Source organism: Cellulomonas pasadenensis (assembly GCF_047229365.1).
GTDB lineage: Bacteria > Actinomycetota > Actinomycetes > Actinomycetales > Cellulomonadaceae > Cellulomonas.
This window is the reverse complement of sequence record NZ_JBFTEP010000016.1, coordinates 23,528-43,379: the sequence shown is the minus strand read 5'-3', so window position 1 is coordinate 43,379 and position 19,852 is coordinate 23,528. Positions and strand designations below refer to the sequence as shown.

Sequence of the window (19,852 nt, the reverse complement as noted above, 5' to 3'; positions counted from 1 at the left end):
GCTCGGACTCCGGCATCGGCAAGGCCACCGCGGGGGCGCTCGCCGCGGGCGGCGCGCAGCTCGCGCAGGGGGCCGCGACGTTCCGCGACGCCCTCGCGCCCGGGCTCGGGCAGGTCGCGACGCAGCTCGACGGGGTCGCGACGACGGGCCGGCAGACCGCCGCCGGGTCGGGCGACGCCCAGGAGGCCGTCGCCGCCGCCGTGGCCGCCGAGGGCTGCACGCCCGCGTCGTCCGACGCCACGTGCGGCGCGCTCCTCGCCGCGCAGCAGCAGCTCGCGGCGCAGGCCGGGACGCTCACGGGCATCGCCGACGGCGCCGACCGGATCGCCGCCCAGCTGCGTCCCGGCGGCGGCGCGGCGCCGACCGCGGTGGACCGGCTCGTCGCCGGCGCGGGCGAGCTCGCCACGGGGGCCCAGGGCCTCGCGGCGGGCACCGCGTCCGTCGACGCCGGGGTGCAGCAGCTGAGCACCGGCGCCACCCAGCTCGCCGACGGGCTCGGCACGCTCGCGGGCGGCGCGCGCGACGTGTCCGGCGGCGCGGCGGAGCTCGCCACCGGGACGCGGACGCTCGCGTCCGGCGTCGGTGCGCTCGGCTCGGGCGCCGACCAGGTCGCGGCCGGCACGGCGCAGCTCGCGGACGGCGCCCGCGCGGCGACCGACGGCGCGACGCAGCTCGCCGACGGCACCGCCGAGATCGGCACGGGCCTCGGCGACGCCGTCGCGCAGCTGCCGGTGACGCCCGAGGACGAGCGAGCCGCGCTCGCCGACGTCGTCGCGACGCCGGTCGTCGCGCCGGCCACGTCCGTCGCCGGACCCCTCGGCCCGGTGTCGGCGCTCACCGCGGTGGCGCTGTGGGTCGGCGCGCTGGCGCTGTTCCTGGCGTTCCCGCCGCTGCCGCGCCGCGTCGGCGGGTCGACGCGGTCCGCGCTCGGCACGGTGCTCGGCGCGCTCGCGCTGCCCGCGGCGCTCGGCGCGGTGCAGGGCGCCGTCGTCGGGCTGGTGGTCGGCGGCGTCACGGGCCAGGGCACGGGCCGCACCGTCGGCCTCGCCGTCGTCGGGCTGCTCGCGGGCATCGTGCTCGCGGCGTTCCACCAGGCCGTCGCGGCGTGGACCGGCCCCGCCGGTCGCGTGGTCGCCGTCGTCGCCGGCTTCGTCTTCCTCGTCGCCGGGCTGGCCGCCACCGTCCCCGACTGGGTCGCCGGCACCGTGGGGTGGCTGCCGCTCGCGCCGGTCGCGGACGCCGTCGGCGGGGTCGTCGGGGACGGCTCGTCCACCCCCGGCGCCCTCGTCGTCCTCGTCGTGTGGGGCGCCGCCTCCCTGGCCGCCACCGCCGGCGCGGTCGCCCGCACGCGCGCCGTCCACGGCCGCCGGACGGTGGCCGCACTCGCCTGACGGGCCGCGACGCCGACCACGCCGGCACCGCCCCGACCGCTCCTCCTCCGGCCGCTCCCGGCGAACCGGCCGTCGTGCAGCACCACCCACCCGGACGGCTGCACGACGACCGGTTCGCCACCGGCACGGCGACCGGCAGGCGACGTCCGGAGGCGTCGCCGGTCCGTCCTCGCGAACCGGCCGTCGTGCAGCGACGGCCGCTCCGGACGGTGCAGGAGGGCCGGTTCGGCCTCGCCGGCCCGGGTCGGGACTCCGTCAGGCCGTCCGGGACGCCGTGCGGCCGACCGGCCCGGCGGCGGTGCGGGCCGGCGCGGCCCGCCACGTGAGGACGGCGGCGGCGGCGGACACCGGCACCCAGATCAACCGCTCGGGCAGCGACGGGGACGCGAGGTTCACCGCGCAGCCGACCACGAGCAGCGCCGTCGTCCCGCGCAGCACCGCCCGCCGCAGTCGCGGCCCTCCGACGCCGGCCGCCACCGCGGCGAGCGTCGCGTACACCGGGACCGCCACCGCGCTCGTCACACGCAGCTCGTCGGGGAGCACCCCCGGGTGCCCGCCGCCGTAGGCCACCGCTCCCCACGGCGCACCCGCGGCCATCGCCAGCTGGAAGCCCGCCACGCCGGTCAGCAGGGCCGCGGCCGCGCGTCCCGCGCGCCGTTCCGTCTCGGTGGTCGTCGTCATGGGCGCCATCAGACCATATCTGTCAGATATAGTCGACGTGTGACCCGCCGCGCACAGACCGACGTCGCCGTCCTCGGCGCCCTCACCACCGCCCCCATGACCGGCTACGCGGTCCGCGCCGCGATCGTCGAGACGCTCGGGCACTTCTGGAGCGAGAGCTTCGGGCAGATCTACCCGACCCTGGCCCGACTCACCGCCGCCGGGCTCGTCACCAAGGACGACGACGGCCGGTTCACGATCACGCCCACGGGTCGCACCCGTCTGCGCGCCCGGCTCGCCGAGCCGTACGAGGTCGGTCCCCCGCGCAACCCGCTGCTCCTCCGGCTGTTCTTCGGCCGCACGCTGGGCCCGGACGCGTGCCGCGCCCTGCTGCGCGACGCGGGCGCCCGGGCGGCGGCGCAGCTGGCGGCGCTCGCGGCCGTGCGCGCGGAGGTCGCCGCCGAGCCGCCGTCGCCGGACCACCCGTACGGCCTGATCACGCTCGACTACGGCGAGCGCATGGCCCGCGCCCACCTGGAGTGGGTGGAGGCGTCGCTCGCCGCCCTCCCGCCCGGCCGGTGACCGCCGCGACCCGGCGGTCACGCAGCATCCACGGCCTGGGACCCTGCACGACGGCCGGGTCGGCGGCCGGGACGACCGTCGTGACGACCGTCGACATCTCGGACCCCCGATCCGCCGCCCGCCACGACGAACCGGCGGTTGTGCAGCACCACCGCCCGCGGACGCTGCACAACAGCCGGGCCGCCACCCGGGACGCCGAACAGGACGCCGTCGGGACGACCGTCAGGACCTCGGGCTGCCGACCCGCTCTCGACGCGACGAATCGGCCCTTGCACAGCACCCCCGCCCGCGGACTCTGCACAACAGCCGGGTCGGCGGTGCGGTGGCGGTTGCCGGTGGCGGTGGCGGTGGGGCGGGCGGCCGTGACGTCAGCGGGTGCGCGCCGCCGCGCGGTGCTCGACCGCGACGACGGCGAGGGCCAGCAGCCCGGGGACCAGCACCGCGAGCGGCGCGAGCATCCAGACGATGACGCCGCACAGGCCCATCGCCACGACGAGCAGCCCCGACCCGGCGAGGTCGTCGCCGGCGCGCGCACCGGCGTCGCGCATCACCTGCCGCCACGACGCGCCGCGTCGCCACCCGCCGGCGGCGCGCAGCAGCACGACGGCGAGCATCGCCGCGACCGCGAGCGACAGCACGAGCACGCCGGTGCCGCCGGGCAGCAGGCCGGTGCCGGCCACCGCGGTGTTGAACCACAGCAGGACCAGCAGCGCCAGGGACGCGAGCGCGTACGGCCACACCCCCCGCAGGGCCGCGACGAACTCGTGCCACAGGTCGACCACGCGGTCGGTCTCGCCGGTGAGGTGCCGGCGCACGTGCGCGGCACCGGCGGCGAGCGCGGGCAGCACCGTGACGACCGGCAGGCTCAGCACGGACACGCCGAGCCCCACGACGAGCACCTCGCTGAGCAGCCCGAACCGGCCACCGCCGAACGCCCCGCGCCGCTCGGGCGCGGTGGGGTCCGGCGCGCGCGGGTCGCGGCGGGCGTCGTCGTCGGGCGCGTCGGTCGCGTCGGTCATGGGTCACAGCCTCACACGTCGGGATCGGTCGGCCGCGCACGCACGACGGCCGGCCGGCGGCACCCCCCGGGCACCGCCGACCGGCCGCGGCCGGCGTGGCGGGTCAGCCCTTGAGGCCCTGCGTCGCGACGCCCTGCACGAGGTACCGCTGGAACAGCAGGAAGAACAGCAGCACGGGCAGGAGCGCGAGCACGGCCATGGCCATCTGCGCGCCGTAGTCGGAGACGCTCGTCTGGTCGACGAACAGGCGCAACGCGAGCGGCAGCGGGAACGTCTCGGGCGAGCTCAGGTAGATGAGCGGGCCGAAGAAGTCGTTCCACGACCAGATGAACGCGAAGATCGAGCTCGTCACGAGCGCGGGCTTCATGAGCGGCAGCATGATCGCGGTGAAGATGCGCACGTGGCCCGCGCCGTCGATCCGCGCGGCCTCGTCGAGCTCGCGCGGCAGGTTCCGCATGAACTGCACCATGAGGAACACGAAGAACGCCTCGGCGGCGAGGAACTTGCCGATGAGCAGCGGCACGTACGTGCCGACCAGGCCGAGCTGGTTGAACACGATGTACTGCGGGATGATCACGACGTGGAACGGCAGCAGCAGCGTGCCGATCATGAGCGTGAAGAACAGCCCGCGGCCGGGGAAGTCGATCCGCGCGAACGCGTAGGCGCTGACCGAGCAGGACAGCGTGATGCCGACGACCGACCCCAGCGCCAGCAGCAGCGAGTTCAGGAAGAACTGCCAGAACGACACCCCGCCGATGCCGGCGAACGCCTTGACGAAGTTGTCGAGGGTGACCGTCGTCGGGAGGATGCTGACCGACCCGATGATCTCGCTCGACGGCTTGAGCGTGGACACGAACATCCACACCGCCGGGTACAGGATCACGGCGACGACGGCGAGCGACAGCACGTGGAACGCGAGCGAGCGCACGCGCCCGCGGGACTGGTTGCGGCGGCGCAGCTCGGCGGAGTGCTCCGCGGTCGGGAGGCCGTGGCGTCCCGACGTGGCCGGCGGCGTGGCCGGGGCGGTCGTGCTCACTTGGACTCCCCCGAGTAGTGCACCCACCGGTTCTGGGTGCGGAACATGACGAAGCTGATGGCGCCGACGACCAGGACGAGCACCCAGGCCATCGCCGAGGCGTAGCCCATCTGGAAGTCCCGGAAGCCGCGGAAGTACAGGTAGAGCGTGTAGAAGAGCGTGGACCGCGCCGGCCCGCCCGTGCCGGACGAGATGATGAACGCCGACGCGAAGATCTGGAACGCGTGGATCGTCTCGAGCAGCAGGTTGAAGAACAGCACCGGCGAGAGCATCGGCATGGTGATCCTCAGGAACTTGCGCACGGGGCCCGCGCCGTCCACCGCCGCGGCCTCGTAGAGCTCCGTCGGGATCTGCTTGAGCCCGGCGAGGAAGATCACCATCGGCGCACCGAACTGCCAGATCGTCAGCAGGATGAGCATCGGCATCGTGCGCGACGGGTCGCCGACCCAGCCGCCGGACGGCAGGCCGAACACCTGCCCGGCGCGGTCGACGATGCCGTTGTCGATGAACATCGCCTTCCACACGATGGCGATGGAGACGCTCGCGCCGATGAGCGAGGGCGCGTAGAAGGCCGACCGGTAGAAGCCCTGCCCGCGGCGGCTGTTGTTCAGCAGCATCGCGACCGCGAGGGCGGAGATCAGCTTGAGCGGCGTCCCGATCAGCGCGTACGTCGCGGTGACCTTCCAGGCCTGGATGTAGTTCGGGTCCTGGAAGAGCCGCTGGAAGTTCTCCAGGCCGACCCACTCCGGCGACGTGAACAGGTTGTAGTTCGTGAACGCCAGGTACAGCGACGCGACCATCGGGCCTGCGGTGAGCAGCAGGAACCCGAGGAGCCAGGGGGCGAGGAACGCGTAGCCGGCTCGGGTCTCGGCGGCCTTGCGGCGGCGCCGGATGGGCGACGGGGACGCGGCGGTCCGCGTCGCGCTCGCCTCGGCGGTGAGGGTCACGGTGCTTCCGATCTGTGGGGTGCGACGGTCGGGGGCCGTCGGGCCCCGGGGCCCGCCCCGGTGCACGGGCGCGGGACCCGGGCGCCCCGGGCACGGGTGCCGGCGTCGGTGCCGGCGGTGCGGTCCGGGCCGCGCGCGGTGGCGCGACCCGGACCGGGGGTCACATGGTGGCCATCTCCGCCTCGGCGAACCACTCCGTGGCGAACTGCTCCGGCGTGATGGTGCCGTAGTTCAGGTTCTCACCGAGCTCGAGCCACTTGGCCTCGATGGTGCCGAAGCCCTTGACGGGGATCGGCGTCGTCTCGGTGACCTCCTCGGCGACGGCCTCCTCGTACGCGATGACCTTGGCGTCGACGGAGCCCTCGGGCGCCTCGACGGCGGCGCGCTGCTCCTCGTCCGCGGGGACGCCCTTCGAGGTGCCGAAGATGGCGCCGACCTCGGGGTCGGTGAGCAGGAAGTTGACGAGCGTGGCGGCCGCGTCGGGCGCGTCGGTGTTCGCGCCGATCGAGTAGAGCATCGACGGCTTGAAGAACAGCGCCTTCTCGCCGGCCTCGACCGACGGGATCTGGGTGATCTCGAGGTTCTCGGTGCCCGAGTCGGCGACGTAGCCGGCGAGGAAGTTGTCCCAGCTGATCTCGGACGCGGACTCGTTGACCGTGAAGCCGCCGAGCGGCTTGAGCGCGACGCCGCGCTCGACCGGGTACACGTGCTTGTCGGCGCGCAGGTCGGACGTCATCTCGAGGTACTCGATGACGTCGGCCTCGTCGAAGCCGAGCGTCCCGTCCTCCTCGAACGGCGTGATGCCCTTCTGCAGCAGGTACTGCACGAAGAACCAGAACGTGCCGGTGTAGTCGCCCCCGCCGTAGACCTGGTAGCCCTCGGGGGTCGACTGGCCGGCGGCCGAGACGGCCGAGATGAACTCGTTGTACTCGTCGTACGTGTACGTCTCGGCGTCGGGGAACTCGACGCCGACCTGCTCGAGCAGGTTCGGGTTGTAGAACATCCCGAGCGTGTTGGTCGACGTCGGGATGCCGATGGTCTTGCCGTCGAGCACGCCGGACTCGACGAGGGTCTCGTCGAAGCCCGAGGTGTCGATCGTGCCGCCCTCGATGTACGGGGCGAGGTCGAGCAGCTGGCCGCTCTGGTTGAACTCGCGCAGGTAGGACAGGTCGAACTGCATGACGTCGGGCAGGTTGCGCCCGGCCGCCTCGGTGGACCGCTGGGTCCAGTAGTCGGGGAACGCCGCGAAGTTCGGGTTCACCGTGATGTGCGGGTACTCCTCGTTGAACAGCTCGAGGGCCTGCGTGTAGCGGGCGGCACGGTCGTCGTTCCCCCACCACGTGAAGTCGATGGTGACGGGGGTGGTGTCGCCGGCACCGCCACTGGCAGCGGGCGAGGCCTCACCCCCGCTGCCGCCGCTGCACGCGGCGAGGCCGAGGGCGGCGACGGCGGCCAGGCCGCTGACCTTGAGGACGGATCGCTTCATTGCGGTGAGCCTCCTTGCTCGGGGTGAAAGCGCATTCCGCACGCTAGGTGCGCCGCTCCGGGGGTGTCAACGCTTCGCGATGAAACGTTACAATCCTGTGGTCCGGACCGGCAACCCACCCTCGCGGCGGGCCGCCCGCACGACCGGGCTACCCTCCCCGGAGCCCCCGGCTCCCTGCCCGACGACGCGCACCCGAGGTGACCCATGACCCGCCGACAGCTCCCGAAGTGGTCCGAGCTGGCACCGCTGCTGCAGCCCAAGCCGCTGCGGCTCGACCCGACGCGTCGGGCCCTCGAGGACGCCCTCACCATCGCCGACCTGCGCCGCGTCGCCAAGCGCCGCACACCCCGGTCCGTCTTCGACTACACCGACGGTGCCGCCGAGGCCGAGATCACCCTGCGCCGCGCCCGCCGCCTGTTCCGGGAGCTCGAGCTGCGGCCGTCGGTCCTGCACGACGTCAGCCACGTCGACACCACCACCGAGTACCTCGGCCGGCCGTCGGCCCAGCCCTTCGCGCTCGCCCCGACCGGCTTCACGCGGATGATGCACCACGAGGGCGAGCGGGCCGTCGTGCGCGTCGCCGAGCGTCGCGACATCCCGTACGCGCTGTCCACGATGGGCACGACGTCCATCGAGGACGTCGCCGCCGCGGCGCCGGACGCGCGCAAGTGGTTCCAGCTGTACGTGTGGAAGGACCGCGGCGCCGGCGAGGACCTCATGGCCCGCGCCAAGGCCGCCGGCTACGAGGCCCTCATGCTCACGGTCGACGTGCCCGTCGCCGGTGCGCGCCTGCGCGACACCCGCAACGGCTTCTCGATCCCGCCGGCCCTGACGGTGAGGACGGTGCTCGACGCCGGCATGCACCCCGCCTGGTGGGTCAACCTGCTGACCACCGAGCCGCTGACGTTCGCGTCGCTCAGCTCGTGGGGCGGCACGGTCGCGGACCTGCTCGACAAGCTGTTCGACCCGACCATGACGATCGCGGACCTGGAGTGGCTGCGCGCATCGTGGGACGGGCCGCTCATCATCAAGGGCGTCCAGACCGTCGAGGACGCGCGCCGCGTGACCGACGCCGGCGCGGACGCGGTGGTGCTCTCCAACCACGGGGGCCGGCAGCTCGACAAGGCGCCGGTGCCGCTGCGCCTGCTGCCCGACGTCGTCGAGGCCGTCGGCGACCGCACCGAGGTGTGGGTCGACACGGGCATCACGAACGGGTCGGACGTCGTCGCGGCGCTCGCGCTGGGTGCGAAGGCCACGCTGATCGGCCGCGCGTACCTGTACGGGCTGATGGCCGGCGGTGAGCGCGGCGTCGACCGCGCGGTGGAGATCCTGTCGCGCGAGGTCCGCCGGACCATGGCCCTGCTGGGGGTCAACGACGTCAGCCAGCTCGGCGAGCGGCACGTGCGCCTGCCCTGACGCGGGTCCCCGGCCAGCCGTGAAACCTTTCACCGCTGGACCCGGAAAACGTTCTCCCCGCTAGCGTCCGGGACGCGACGCACCGGTGCGCCGCATCTCGTCGAAGGGGACGTCATGAGACCACTCCGCGCAGGCGCCGCCGCGGCGGCGCTCGCCACGGCCGTCACCGGCCTCGCGCTCGCACCCGCCGCGCAGGCCGCCCCGGGCTGCCGGGTCACGTACGCGATCACCAACCAGTGGGGCGGCGGCTTCGGCGCCGACGTCCGCGTCGAGAACCTCGGCGACCCCCTGGACGGGTGGACGCTCACCTGGCAGTTCGGCGCCGGCCAGACCGTCGCGCAGGCGTGGAACGCCGTCGCGAGCCAGTCCGGGGCCACGGTGACGGCGCGCAACGCCGGCTACAACGCCGCGCTGCCGAGCGGCAGCACCGTGGGCTTCGGGTTCAACGGCGCGTGGTCCGGCACCAACCCGGTGCCCACGTCGTTCGCGCTGAACGGCACCACGTGCACCGGCAGCGTCGCGCCGACCGCGTCGCCGACCGCGCAGCCGACCCAGCAGCCGACGACCCAGCCGACGGCCACGCCCACCACGCAGCCGACGTCGCAGCCCACCGCCCAGCCGACGACCGGCCCGAACCCGGCGCCCACGACGCCGACCGCCGGCGCCAAGCAGCTCGAGGACCTGGACCGCGGCCTGGTCTCCGTCCGCTCGGGCAACGGCAACCTCGTGCAGTGGCGCCTGCTCGGCTGGGAGGACCGCGCGACGGGCTTCCACGTCTACCGCGACGGCACCCGCCTCACGTCCTCGCCGGTCACCGACTCCACGAACTACCGCGACGAGGGCGCCGCGGCCGGCGCCCGCTACACGGTCCGCGCGGTCGTCGGCGGTGCCGAGCAGGCACCGTCCGCGGCGTCGCTCACCTTCGCCAACGGCTACCTCGACGTCCCCGTCTCGCGGCCGTCGTCGAGCCACGTCATCAACGACGGCAGCGTCGGCGACCTCGACGGCGACGGCGACCTCGACATCGTGCTCAAGTGGGACCCGACCGACGCCAAGGACAACAGCCAGTCCGGGGTGACGGGGAACGTGTTCCTCGACGGCCTGCGGATGGACGGCACGCGCCTGTGGCGCATCGCCCTCGGCCGGAACATCCGCGCCGGGGCCCACTACACGCAGTTCCAGGTGTACGACTACGACGGCGACGGCGTCTCCGAGGTCGCCGTCAAGACGGCCGACGGCACCCGCTCGGGCACCGGGCAGGTGATCGGCAACGCGAACGCCGACCACCGCAACGGCGACGGCTACGTGCTCTCCGGGCCCGAGTACCTCACGGTGTTCCGCGGCGACACCGGCGCGGTCGGCGCCACGACGGACTACGTCCCGGCGCGCGGGACCGTGAGCAGCTGGGGCGACAGCTACGGCAACCGGGTCGACCGGTTCCTCGCCGGCACGGCCTACCTCGACGGGCAGCGGCCGTCGATCGTCATGGCGCGCGGCTACTACACGCGCGCCGTGGTCGTGGCGTGGGACTACCGTGACGGGCGCCTGACCCGCCGGTGGACGTTCGACTCGAGCAGCTCCGGCAACGGCGGCTACGCGGGGCAGGGCAACCACTCGCTGTCGGTCGCGGACGTCGACGGCGACGGGCGCGACGAGATCCTCTACGGCGCCGCGGCGGTCGACGACGACGGGCGTGGCCTCTGGACGAACGGCACCGGGCACGGCGACGCCGGGCACGTCGGCGACCTGGTGCCGTCCCGGCCGGGGCTGGAGTACTTCAAGGTCACCGAGTCGTCGAACCAGCCGAACATGTGGGTGGCCGACGCCCGCACCGGGCAGACGCTGTGGCGCTCCCCGTCCGGCGGGGACAACGGGCGCGGCGTCGCGGCGGACATCTGGGCGGGCAGCCCGGGCGCCGAGGCGTGGTCCAGCTCCGAGCCGGACCTGCGCAACGCCGCGAACGGCGCCGCCGTCGGGCGCAAGCCGTCGTCGGCGAACTTCCTCGCCTGGTGGGACGCCGACCCGGTGCGCGAGCTGCTCGACGGCACGCGCATCGACAAGTACGGCACCGGCGGCGACACGCGTCTGCTCACGGGCGCGTCCGTGCGGTCGAACAACGGCACCAAGTCGACGCCGGTGCTGTCGGGCGACATCCTCGGCGACTGGCGGGAAGAGGTGATCTGGGCACGGTCGGACGAGGCCGCGCTGCGCATCTACGCGACGCCGAACCGCACGTCGCTGCGGGTGCCGACGCTCCTGCACGACCCGATGTACCGCGTCGCGCTGGCCTGGCAGAACACCGCGTACAACCAGCCGCCGCACCCGTCGTTCTTCCTCGGCGACCCGTTCACCGCTCCCCCGCAGCAGCGCCTGTACGTGCGCTGACGCGAACGCCCGTCGACGCGCCGCGGCCCACCCGGGACGCGGCGCGTCGGCGTGCCGGCCGCGGAGCTCCCACCGACGGACCACCCCCGCTCCGGGTGCCGCGGCGCCGGCCGGCGCCTAGCGTCGACGGCATGCACAAGGGGCAGAAGGTCAGCTGGAACACGTCGCAGGGCCGCACCCACGGGAAGACGGTCGAGCGCCGCACCGAGGACTTCACGTTCGACGGGCAGCAGTTCCGCGCGTCGAAGGACGAGCCGTACTGGCTCGTCGAGTCCGAGAAGAGCGGCAAGCGGGCTGCGCACAAGGAGTCGTCGCTCGACGCGGAGGACTGACGCCGGCCGGCCGGCCCCGCACGGTCGACCCACCCCCTCGCCGAGCTCGCCTCGTGCGCGGCGAGGTCGCCTGCCCGTCCCGGCGACCTCGGCGCCGAGGAGGCGACCTCGGCGAGCGGGCGCAGGATCCCGGGAGGCAGAGGGCCGGGGCCCGGGCCTCAGGTCGCCGGGACCGCCGCCGGGACCGCCCACGGCGCGCCCACCGCGCCGAATCCCGCGCCGCGCTCGGCGACCGCGGCGCACCACGCCTCGACGTCCGTGACGACCGGGTGCGCGTCCTGCCCCGTGCCGACCCACGTGACCAGCTCCTCGGGCACCGGCCGGGGGTCCGGCGCGGTGCGGACCGCGTCGAGCACGGCCATGAAGGCGCCCGTCGCCTCGACCGCGCAGCGCAGGCGGGCCGCCGGGTCGCGGCGCGCGTCGAGCAGGTCGGTGAGCAGGTCGCGCCGTCCCGTGCGGATCGTGCGGGTGCCGCGCGCCGTGCGGACGTCGAGCTCGTCGGACTCGTAGCGCAGCGTCGCCTCGCCGGCGGTGCCGCGCACGACGACGGTCGCCGGCTGCCGCTCGGCGGCGCAGAGCGTGAGGCCGGCCGCGACGGTCCGGCCGGCGGTCGTCCGCACGACGACCGACGAGGTGTCGTCCGCCTCGATGGCGTGCGCGTGGAACAGCTCGAGCTCGACCGACGCGACGTCGTCGGCACGCGTGGCGCCCGCGACCTTCAGCGCGGTCGCGACCGCGTGCGCCAGCGGGTTCGTCACGACGCCGTCGACGACCGCGACGCCGTCGAGCTCGCGCCGCCCGGCCCACGCCGCCCGCGCGTAGTAGGCGCGCGGCCGCACCCAGGCGCCCACGGCACCGACGGTCGTCACCTCGCCCAGCTCCCCGGACGCGACCAGGCGCGCGAGCTCGTCGGCGGCGCCCGACCCGAACGTCTGGAACCCGACCTGGCAGCGCCGGCCCGTGGCGCGGACGACCTCGACCAGCTCCGTATGCTCCGCGAGCGTCGCGACGGTCGGCTTCTCGAGCAGCACGTCGCAGCCGGCGCGCAGCGCGGCCGTCGCGAGCGGCAGGTGGGTGTGGATCGGCGTCGACAGGACGACGACGTCGGGGGGCGCGTCGGCGAGCAGCGCGTCGAGGTCGGGGTACCAGCGCGCGTCCGGGGGCACGAGCGGGGCCGTGCCGTCGGCGTCCGGCTCCGTCAGCACGGTGCCCGCGACCGGTCGCGGGTCGACGACGGCGGCCAGCCGCGCGCGTCTCTCGGCGGCCAGCGCACGCACCCGGCGCAGGTGGGACGCGCCGTGCCCGTGCACGCCCACGACCGCGACGTCGGCCACACCCGTGCCCGCCACGCCCGTGCCCGCCGGGCCCGTGCCCGTCACGCCCACGCCCGCGCCGCCAGCTCCGCCGCCTCGTCGGCGCCGAGCGCCCGGTCGACGAGCACGGCCGCGAGCCCGGCCTCGAGCGTCCCGCCGGCGGGCACGCGCGTCACCGCGTCCCAGGCGAGCGCCGGCCCGGCGCCGGGGTACTCGGCCACCCGCAGGAACCACGGCCGCAGCTGGTCGGGCGGCTGGACGAGCAGGAGGGTCGCGGACGCGAGCTCGCGGCGCTGCACGAACGCCAGCCACGGCGAGCGGCTGCCGTGCACGGCGTGCTCGCCCGCCAGGCCCTCGCCCAGCACCGACGTCGTGTCGGCCGCGGCGAGCCGCCAGAACAGGCCGCCGTACCCGGCCTGCGGCCGTCCGTTCGTCGCCGGGCTCTCGAAGCGCAGGTCGCCGTGCTCGGCGTGCAGCGTGCTCGACCAGCGCAGCAGCCAGGCCCGCGCGTCGGGCCACGGGTGCGCCTCGAGCGTGCGGTCCTCGCGCAGCAGCGGCGCGCCGCGCTCGTCGAGCCAGGCGACGTCCTCGACGAGCGCCCCGCCCGCGACCCGCCGCGAGCGCGGCACCTGCCGGCCGTGGTTGGGCAGCAGGGTGGGTCCCTCGTCCCGCAGGAAGGTGCGGCCGCCCCAGTACGACGTGCCGTTGACGACGGGCACGGCGAACGAGAGGCCGTAGTGGTGGCGGTGGTCGACGGGGCTGACGTCCGTGAGCGCGGTGCCGCCCGCGGTGTGCACGGGGTGCAGGTACGGGCGGGGCGCGTGCACGGGCGGCAGGTCGGCGCCGGTGACGTACCGGGCCAGCGGCAGCTCGCCGTGGTGCGCGGCGGTCGACGCGCCGACCAGCTCGGCGGTCGCCTCGGCGGCGGGGACGCCCGGCTCGAGCCGCCACGCGACGTCGCGCAGCGGGTCGGTGGCGGCCTGCGGGGTGCCGCCCTCGGCGGCGCGCGCGAGGCGCACCGACGGGGGCACGGGGCCGGTGCTCGCCCGCACGGCGAGCGTCGGGCGGACGGGCGCGGGGTCCTGCACGGGTTCTCCTCCCGCCAGGACGGGGCGCAGGTGCTCCCACGCCAGCCGTCCCAGCTCGGACTGGGGCACGGCCGCCGTCGTCAGCGACGGGGTCGCGAAGCGGGCCAGCTCGATGTCGTCGAAGCCGACGATGGACAGGTCGCCGGGCACGGCGACGCCCAGCTCGTTGAGGCGGGCGAGCAGGCCGAAGGCGACGAGGTCGTTGTAGGCGACGACCGCCGTGGGCCGCGCCGCCAGCACGTCGCCCGCGACCGCGTAGCCGGCCTCGACGGTCGCGCCGGTCGGCATCTCCGACAGCCGGACGCCCGAGCGGTGCGCCGCGGCGACCCGCAGCGCCTCCAGGCGGCGCAGGTGCGAGGCGCTCTCGGGCGGGCCGGCCAGGTAGAGCAGGTGGCGGTGCCCGAGGCCGAGCAGGTGGTCGACGATCTGGCCGATGCCGTCCGCGTAGTCGATCTCGAGCGTCGGCGTCGTGCCGTCGGGCGCGCGGTTGATGACGACGGCCGGCCGGACCTGCGGCAGCAGGGCGCGCAGCGCACGCTCGGGCATCCGCGGCGAGACGAGGACGACCGCGTCGCACCGCATGCGGGCGTCGACGACGACCTTCTCCTCGTCGCCCGCGTGCTCCGCGGTGTCGGCGACGAGGATGCGGTACCCCGCCTCGGCCGCCGCCCCGGCGACGCCGCGCAGCACCTGCTGGAACATGGGGTTGGCCAGGTCGGGCACCACGACGGCCACCGTCTCGGTGCGGCCCAGGGACAGGCTGCGCGCGACGTTGCTCGGCCGGTACTGCAGGCGCTCGGCGACCTCCCGGACGCGCGCGGCCATGTCCGCGTCGACCGAGTCCCGCCCGTTCATGACGCGCGAGACCGTGGCGCGGGACACGCCGGCGGCCGTGGCCACCTCGGCGATCGTCGTGGCGCCGCGCGGCCAGCGGGTCTGCGGCCGTTCTGTGGGCACGTGCGGCCTCCTGCTCGCTCCGGCGGGGCCCCGCCGACCGCGTCTCCGTCGACGCGTCCGGGCTCCCCGCTCGTCCGGACCATACACCACGGGAAACCGGTTCCCAACGCCCGGAGCGCGTGGTAGCGTCCCGGCCGGGAACCGGTTTCCTCCTGAACGCCCGTCCCGCCCGCACCCGCGGCGGCACGGACCGGAGGGCACCGCGGACCCAGGCCTCCCGGGCGACGACGCCCGGGAGTGACGCCGAGCACGAAGAGGTGATCGACGATGTCCGTGGTCTCCGAGCTGCGCCGGTCGGCGCGCTCAGGCCCGAGCAGTGCGCCCGGGCGCGCGCCCCTGCGCCGCGGGGACGGACGCGCTGCCGCCCTGTTCCTGGCCCCCTGGTTCGCCGGGCTCCTGCTGGTGACCGTCGGGCCCATGGTCGCGTCGGCCTACCTGTCGTTCACCGACTACAGCCTCCTCGCACCGCCCGAGTGGGTCGGCCTCGACAACTTCGCGCGGATGCTCGAGGACACCCGCCTGCACAACGCGCTGCGCGTGACGTTCACGTACGTCCTCGTCGGCGTGCCGCTGCAGCTCCTCGCCGCGCTCGGGCTCGCGCTGCTGCTCGACCGGGGCATGCGCGGCCTGCCGTTCTACCGCTCGGTGTTCTACCTGCCCTCGCTGCTCGGCGGGTCGGTCGCCATCGCGATCCTGTGGCGCCAGGTGTTCGGCGTCGAGGGTCTGGTCAACGCGTTCCTGGCGTTCTTCAACGTGCCGGGTCGTGGCTGGGTGTCGGACCCGGACACGGCGCTGTGGACCCTCGTGCTGCTGCACGTGTGGACGTTCGGCGCGCCGATGATCATCTTCCTCGCCGGCCTGCGGCAGATCCCGGAGATGTACTACGAGGCCGCGTCGATCGACGGTGCCGGACGTCTGCGGCGGTTCTTCCACATCACGCTGCCGCTGCTCACGCCGATCGTGTTCTTCAACCTCGTGCTGCAGGTGATCGGCGCGTTCCAGTCGTTCACGCAGGCGTTCGTCGTCAGCGGCGGCACCGGCGGACCGGCGGACTCGACGATGTTCTACACGCTGTACCTCTACCAGCGCGGCTTCACGGCCTTCGACATGGGGTACGCGTCCGCGATGGCGTGGCTGCTCGTCCTCATCGTCGCCGTGCTCACGGCGATCAACTTCTTCGCCTCCAAGTTCTGGGTCTTCTACGATGACTGAGGTCCGCGTGCGCACCGAACCGGCCACCGCCACTCCCGCCCCGGGCTCCCTCGCGGCCCGCACCAGCGCCCTCGCCGCCGAGGCGGGGCCCTCCCGGCAGCCCTCGCCGTGGCGCTCGAACGTCCGCTCCGTGCTCAAGCACGTCGGGCTCGTCACGCTCGCCGTCGTGATGATCTACCCGCTGATCTGGCTGCTCGTGAGCTCGATCAAGCCGACCGACCTCATCTTCCGCGACCTGTCGCTCATCCCGGCGGAGACGGACTTCACGAACTACACCGAGGGCTGGAACGCGCTGGCCCGGCCGTTCGGGCACTACCTCATGAACTCGGCGATCGTCGTGCTGGGCTCGCTCCTCGGCAACCTCGTCGCGTGCTCGATGGCGGCCTACGCGTTCGCGCGGCTGGAGTTCCGCGGCCGCAAGCTGTGGTTCGCGATCATGCTGATGTCGATCATGCTGCCGATCCACGTGGTGATCGTCCCGCAGTACATCCTGTTCTCGCAGGTGGGCTGGATCAACACGTTCTGGCCGCTCATCGTGCCGAAGCTGCTCGCCACGGACGCGTTCTTCGTGTTCCTCATGGTGCAGTTCTTCCGCGGCATCCCGCGTGAGCTCGACGAGGCCGCGCGGCTCGACGGCTGCGGTCACGGGCGCATCTACGCACGGATCATGATGCCGCTGGCGCTGCCGGCCCTGGCGACCACCGCGATCTTCACGTTCATCTGGACCTGGAACGACTTCTTCAGCCAGCTGATCTTCCTCACCAGCCCGGACATGCACACCGCGCCGGTCGCGCTGCGCACCTTCCTCGACTCCACGGGTCAGAGCTCGTGGGGCCCGATGTTCGCCATGTCGATCGTGTCGATCATCCCCGTCTTCCTCGCGTTCCTGTTCGGCCAGAAGTACCTCGTCAAGGGCATCGCCACCACCGGCATCAAGTAGCCCCTGCACCCGCACGGCACCACCCGCACCACGGTCAGCACCTCCCCACCCCTGCACGGACACCGCCGTCCTGCTCACCCCAAGGAGAGCCATGCGCACCCCCACCACCCGACGTCGCCTGCTGCGCACCGGAGCGCTGCTCGCGGCCGGAGCCCTCGTCCTGACCGCCTGCGCCGGCACCTCCGGCGACGCCGGCGGCGACGCCACCGGTGACGGCGGCTCGGACGAGCCCGTCACGATCCGCTGGTCGTGGTGGGGCTCCGACAGCCGTCACACCCTCACGCAGGAGGTCATCGACGCGTTCGAGGAGAAGTACCCGAACATCACGGTCGAGGCCGACTACACCGACTGGACGAGCTACTTCGACAAGCTGGCGGTGGGCGTCGCGGGCGGCGACGCGCCGGACGTCATCACGCAGGAGGAGCGGTTCCTCGCCGACTACGCCGCCCGCGGCGTGCTCGCCGACATCAACGAGCTGGACGTCGACACCTCCAAGATCGACGAGAACGTGCTGGCCTCGGGGACGATCGACGACCAGCTGTTCGGCGTCGCGAGCGGCGTCAACGTGTACTCGGTCGTCGCCGACCCGCAGGCGTTCGCCGACGCGGGCGTCGAGATGCCCGACGACACCACGTGGACGTGGGAGGACTACGTCGCGATCGCGAACGAGATCACCGCGAAGTCGGGCGGCGCGATCGTCGGTGCCCAGGACTACGGCTTCAACGAGCCCGGGTTCTCGATCTTCGCCCGCCAGCGGGGCGAGCAGCTGTACACCGAGGACGGCACGCTCGGCTTCGAGCCCGAGACGATGGCCGAGTGGTGGCAGCACTCGCTCGACCTGCAGGCCGGTGGCGGCACGCCCGCCGCGGCGACGTCGGTCGAGATCGACGCCGCCGGCCCCGAGCAGTCGCTCGTCGCCACGAACAAGGGCGCCATGGCGTGGTTCTGGTCGAACCAGCTGAGCGCGATCCAGAGCGCGTCGGGCCGCCCGCTGCAGCTGCTGCGCGTGCCCGGCGAGTCCGAGGGCGAGCGCACCGGCATGTACTTCAAGCCCGCGATGTACTACTCGATCTCGGCGCGGTCCGAGCACCCGGAGGAGGCGGCGCTGCTCGTCGACTTCCTGCTCAACGACACGGCCGCCGGCGAGATCCTGCTGTCCGACCGCGGCCTGCCGGCCAACACGGACGTCCGCGCCGCGGTGCAGGACCAGTTCGCCGAGACGGACAAGCTCGCCGCCGAGTTCCTCGCGGACCTCGAGGACGAGATCGTCGACGGCCCCGCCGTGCCGCCGGTGGGCGCCGGCCAGGTCGCGGAGATCATCCGCCGCGTCAACCAGGAGGTGCTGTTCGGCTCCCTGACGCCGCAGCAGGCGGCGGAGCAGTTCATCAGCGAGACCGAGGCCTCGATCGGCTGAGGCGTCCCGGGCCGGTGTGCTGACCGGCCGGACGAGGCAGGGACCGCGACGGCCCCGGTGCTCCGGCACCGGGGCCGTCGTCGCGCGCAGGGCGCGCAGCCGTCCGACGCCGCCGGACCGGTCGTCGTGCAGCGGTCACGTCGCGCGGTGCTGCACGACCGCCGGGTCGGCGGCCGCCAGGGCCGGTCGCGCCGGGTGGCCACCGGCGGTGGGGTGTGCGGGGCGGCGGGTGCGTGGCAGGCTCGGCCCGTCCGACGGGTCGCGTGGGAGGTGCGGTGGACGGTCACGGGCCGGTGCGGCCGGCGGCGGCGTTCGCGTTCGCCAACGGGTTCGTCGACGTCGTCGCGACGCTGCCCACGGGCACCCGGGTCGCGACCGCCGGACGGTGCGGCGGCATGTCCTACGCGTCCCTCGACCACCTGCACGCGGGGCGCCCGGTGCCGCACTGGCCCGCGCGCCTGTTCGCGCCCGGACGCGTCCCGCCGGACGGTCACCTCGTGGCCGACCTGGTGCGGCGGCGGCAGCTCGACTCGTTCGCGTCGTGGTCGGCGCTGCGGTTCCTCACGTGGTGCGTGCTCCCCGACGACGACCGCGGGCCGCTGCACGGCGTCCGCACCCTCACGCGCGCCGAGGTCCCGGGCGTCCTCGGGGCGCTGACCGCCGGCCGGCCCGTCGTGCTCGGGCTCGTCGTCGCCCGGGACGTCCTGCGGGCCGGCGACAACCACCAGGTGGTGGCCCACGCGCACGACCGCGACGAGGCCGGGCGCGTGCGCCTGCACGTCCTCGACCCGAACCACCCCGGCGAGGACGTCACGCTCGTCGACACGGGCACCGGCTGGCGCGGCTCCGACGGGCGGACGTGGCGCGGCCTGTTCCTGCACGCCTACGCCGCGCGGCGCCCGCCGGCGCTGCCGAGCGCGTCCCGCCGACCGTCGGCACCCGTGCGGGACGGCGACGCCGTGGGCCTGCTGCACGTGGGGAGCGGCCGCGCGCTCGCCGGGCACGGCACGGCGGCGGTCGTGGTGGCGCACGACGTGCCGGCGTGGGCGGTCGAGGTGGCGCCCCCGGACGACGGGACGACGACGGACGCGGCGCGCGTCAGCCGGGCGGGGTCGGGCGCGGCGCGGACCACCGCGCCGGCACGCCCGGTGGTGGACGGCGACCGGGTGCGGCTGCGGCACGCCCGCAGCGGGCAGGTCCTGGCCCTGGCACCGTCCGGTCCGGCCCTGGCGCGCGACGCCGACGACGTCTGGCGCGTCGACGTCGACGGCGGCGGACGCTGGCGCGCGGGCGCGCGCGTGCGGCTCGTGCACGTGGGCAGCGGCCGGACGCTGCGCGTCCCGCTCGGGCGGACCGCGCGCCTGCCCGTCACCGCGGACGCCGCCCCGGACGACCGCACGTGGTGGACGGTCGCCGACGACGCGTGCACGACGCCGCCCACCGGCACGGCGACGCCCACGGGCACGGCGACGCCCACGGGCACGTGACGCCCACGGGCACGACGCCGCCCACGGACTGACCCGACACGACGGTCCTCGCCGCGCGAGCTCCGCGCCACGGCCCGGCCGTCCCACCCGGACCGGTCCCGACGTGGGCGTCGCGGCCGGCGCGCACGGCGCACGGACGGCCCGGCGCAGGGCCGGGCCGTCCGCGGTGCGGGGCGCCGGGGAGGGC

At 74.7% G+C, this 19,852-nt stretch carries 16 protein-coding genes; 9 read left to right on the top strand and 7 right to left on the bottom strand.

Going from position 1 to position 19,852, the window contains the following annotated elements; genetic code table 11:
* Nucleotides 1–1,391, top strand: a 1,391-nt coding sequence (locus AB6N23_RS04185; protein ID WP_489671996.1) for an ABC-2 transporter permease, incomplete at its 5' end; no start/stop codon positions are given.
* Between the two features lie 255 nt (nt 1,392–1,646).
* Here AB6N23_RS04185 and AB6N23_RS04180 read toward each other — a convergent pair.
* On the bottom strand, nt 1,647–2,072 hold the full coding sequence (locus AB6N23_RS04180) for a hypothetical protein (protein ID WP_412864840.1): 426 nt from the start codon (nt 2,070–2,072) through the stop codon (nt 1,647–1,649).
* A gap of 39 nt (nt 2,073–2,111) precedes the next feature.
* Here AB6N23_RS04180 and AB6N23_RS04175 point away from each other — a divergent pair, with 39 nt between their 5' ends.
* Nucleotides 2,112–2,633, top strand: a complete 522-nt coding sequence (locus AB6N23_RS04175) for a PadR family transcriptional regulator (protein ID WP_412864839.1) — start codon at nt 2,112–2,114, stop codon at nt 2,631–2,633.
* Nucleotides 2,634–3,001: 368 nt separating this feature from the next.
* On the opposite strand, the gene AB6N23_RS04170 is transcribed toward AB6N23_RS04175, so the two are convergent.
* The 4 genes from AB6N23_RS04170 to AB6N23_RS04155 all read right to left on the bottom strand — a co-directional run bounded on the left by AB6N23_RS04170 (nt 3,002) and on the right by AB6N23_RS04155 (nt 7,121).
* The gene (locus AB6N23_RS04170; protein WP_412864838.1) at nt 3,002–3,652 is read right to left on the bottom strand and encodes a hypothetical protein; all 651 of its coding nucleotides are present in this window, start codon (nt 3,650–3,652) and stop codon (nt 3,002–3,004) included.
* 103 nt (nt 3,653–3,755) lie between these two features.
* Entirely contained in the window at nt 3,756–4,610 is an 855-nt protein-coding gene (locus AB6N23_RS04165; RefSeq protein WP_412864842.1) for a carbohydrate ABC transporter permease, read from the bottom strand.
* Between the two features lie 74 nt (nt 4,611–4,684).
* A complete protein-coding gene (locus tag AB6N23_RS04160; protein WP_412864841.1) occupies nt 4,685–5,581 on the bottom strand; it encodes a carbohydrate ABC transporter permease in 897 nt (298 codons plus the stop codon).
* A gap of 214 nt (nt 5,582–5,795) precedes the next feature.
* Nucleotides 5,796–7,121 (bottom strand): ABC transporter substrate-binding protein, encoded by a 1,326-nt coding sequence (locus AB6N23_RS04155; RefSeq protein ID WP_412864837.1) that lies wholly within the window; start codon nt 7,119–7,121, stop codon nt 5,796–5,798.
* A 204-nt stretch (nt 7,122–7,325) separates the two neighbouring features.
* Here AB6N23_RS04155 and AB6N23_RS04150 point away from each other — a divergent pair, with 204 nt between their 5' ends.
* From AB6N23_RS04150 to AB6N23_RS04140, 3 genes are all read left to right on the top strand, one after another.
* Complete coding sequence (locus AB6N23_RS04150; RefSeq protein ID WP_412864836.1) at nt 7,326–8,537, top strand: alpha-hydroxy acid oxidase; 1,212 nt, start codon at nt 7,326–7,328, stop codon at nt 8,535–8,537.
* A gap of 114 nt (nt 8,538–8,651) precedes the next feature.
* Complete coding sequence (locus AB6N23_RS04145) at nt 8,652–10,922, top strand: rhamnogalacturonan lyase family protein (protein ID WP_412864835.1); 2,271 nt, start codon at nt 8,652–8,654, stop codon at nt 10,920–10,922.
* A 131-nt stretch (nt 10,923–11,053) separates the two neighbouring features.
* Entirely contained in the window at nt 11,054–11,254 is a 201-nt protein-coding gene (locus tag AB6N23_RS04140; protein ID WP_412864834.1) for a hypervirulence associated TUDOR domain-containing protein, read from the top strand.
* A gap of 158 nt (nt 11,255–11,412) precedes the next feature.
* Here the strand turns inward: AB6N23_RS04140 and AB6N23_RS04135 are convergent, their stop codons facing one another.
* Together AB6N23_RS04135 and AB6N23_RS04130 are read right to left on the bottom strand one after the other, a co-directional pair.
* Complete coding sequence (locus AB6N23_RS04135; protein ID WP_412864833.1) at nt 11,413–12,633, bottom strand: Gfo/Idh/MocA family protein; 1,221 nt, start codon at nt 12,631–12,633, stop codon at nt 11,413–11,415.
* Nucleotides 12,630–14,612, bottom strand: coding sequence for a DUF6807 family protein (locus tag AB6N23_RS04130; protein WP_412864832.1), 1,983 nt, complete (start codon nt 14,610–14,612; stop codon nt 12,630–12,632). Before AB6N23_RS04130 ends, AB6N23_RS04135 begins: the two co-directional genes overlap by 4 nt.
* Before the next feature lie 267 nt (nt 14,613–14,879).
* On the opposite strand from AB6N23_RS04130, the gene AB6N23_RS04125 reads away from it, so the two are divergent.
* The 4 genes from AB6N23_RS04125 (at nt 14,880) to AB6N23_RS04110 (ending at nt 19,665) form a co-directional block, all read left to right on the top strand.
* Nucleotides 14,880–15,824, top strand: a complete 945-nt coding sequence (locus AB6N23_RS04125; protein WP_412864831.1) for a carbohydrate ABC transporter permease — start codon at nt 14,880–14,882, stop codon at nt 15,822–15,824.
* Nucleotides 15,817–16,764, top strand: a complete 948-nt coding sequence (locus tag AB6N23_RS04120; protein WP_489671995.1) for a carbohydrate ABC transporter permease — start codon at nt 15,817–15,819, stop codon at nt 16,762–16,764. Before AB6N23_RS04125 ends, AB6N23_RS04120 begins: the two co-directional genes overlap by 8 nt.
* A 91-nt stretch (nt 16,765–16,855) precedes the next feature.
* Nucleotides 16,856–18,178 carry an ABC transporter substrate-binding protein gene (locus tag AB6N23_RS04115; RefSeq protein WP_412864829.1) on the top strand — a complete coding sequence of 441 codons (1,323 nt, stop codon included), beginning with the start codon at nt 16,856–16,858 and terminating at the stop codon, nt 18,176–18,178.
* 275 nt (nt 18,179–18,453) lie between these two features.
* Nucleotides 18,454–19,665, top strand: a complete 1,212-nt coding sequence (locus tag AB6N23_RS04110) for a hypothetical protein (protein ID WP_412864828.1) — start codon at nt 18,454–18,456, stop codon at nt 19,663–19,665.
* Nucleotides 19,666–19,852: the final 187 nt, after the last annotated feature.